Here is a 1,039-nt window from a genome sequence, read left to right as displayed (position 1 = left end):
GGCTTTGTTGCACAAACCTATCTGTAAAGGGTTTTTCAGCGATATAATTTTCAAATGAAGAAGCCTGCACACAAAATCTACCGCACAACCAATTGGCCCGCATATAACCGAGCACTCATGAGTCGCGGAAATATTGCCATTTGGTTTGATCCTGCTACGCAATGGTATGCGCCATCAAAAGGCAAACAAGGGCGAAATCAAACCTACTCCGACGCAGCCATCCAATGCTGCTTAATGATTAAATCCTTATTCCGTCTGTCTTTACGTATGGTCACTGGCTTTGTGCAAAGTCTGATTAAACTTTGCGGATTAAATTGGATAGCTCCAGATTACACCACGCTTTGTAGAAGACAAAAGCATATTGATATTGTAATCAGCTACCAAAAAAGTAGTGATGGGCTGCATCTACTCATGGACTCTACAGGCATGAAGTTTCTAGGTGAGGGCGAATGGAAACGCAAGAAACATGGAGCTGAATATCGTCGCCAATGGCGTAAATTACATATTGGTATAGATGCTAAAACCCTACAAATACGAGCAGTTCAGCTTACAACCAATAATGTCAGTGATTCACAGGTGCTCGGTGATTTACTTAATCAGATTCCACAAGATGAGCAGATTAACTCTGTTTATACCGATGGAGCTTATGACACCAAGCAATGCCGTCAGGTCATTGCAGATCGGCAAGCGCATGCAGTGATTCCACCTAGAAAAAATGCGAAACCATGGAAAGATACAAAGAGTAGCTCGCTAGAGCGAAATGAATTACTTCGAACAGTTAAACGTTTAGGCAGGACACTATGGAAAAAATGGTCAGGCTATCATTGGCGAAGTTTGGTTGAAACTAAGATGCATTGCATCAAATTATTAGGAGATAAACTCAGTGCAAGGAGTTTTGATAGCCAAGTGAATGAGATCCATGCACGTGTAGCAGTCCTTAACAGATTTACGGAATTAGGTCGCCCACTTACCCAAGTTACGCCTTAAATTTGGCTCAATTAGGGGCGCTTTGCATTTCAAATCTTTGTGCAACAAAGCC

General features: G+C 42.1%; 1 protein-coding gene. It reads left to right on the top strand.

The features are described from left to right. Window positions 1-54: 54 nt before the first annotated feature. Window positions 55-987, top strand: coding sequence for an IS5-like element ISAba12 family transposase (locus FTU55_RS14985; protein ID WP_180047481.1), 933 nt, complete (start codon window positions 55-57; stop codon window positions 985-987). Window positions 988-1,039: the final 52 nt, after the last annotated feature.

It is taken from the genome of Acinetobacter sp. YH12117, from assembly GCF_013418865.1.
GTDB lineage: Bacteria > Pseudomonadota > Gammaproteobacteria > Pseudomonadales > Moraxellaceae > Acinetobacter > Acinetobacter indicus.
Note: the sequence above shows the minus strand (reverse complement) of the source record. Positions and strands in the feature narration are given on the sequence as shown.

Bases quoted from the DNA above. Each gene is read 5' to 3' on its own strand.
- FTU55_RS14985 (WP_180047481.1), top strand. From the start codon at position 55: ATGAAGAAGCCTGCACACAAAATCTACCGCACAACCAATTGGCCCGCA.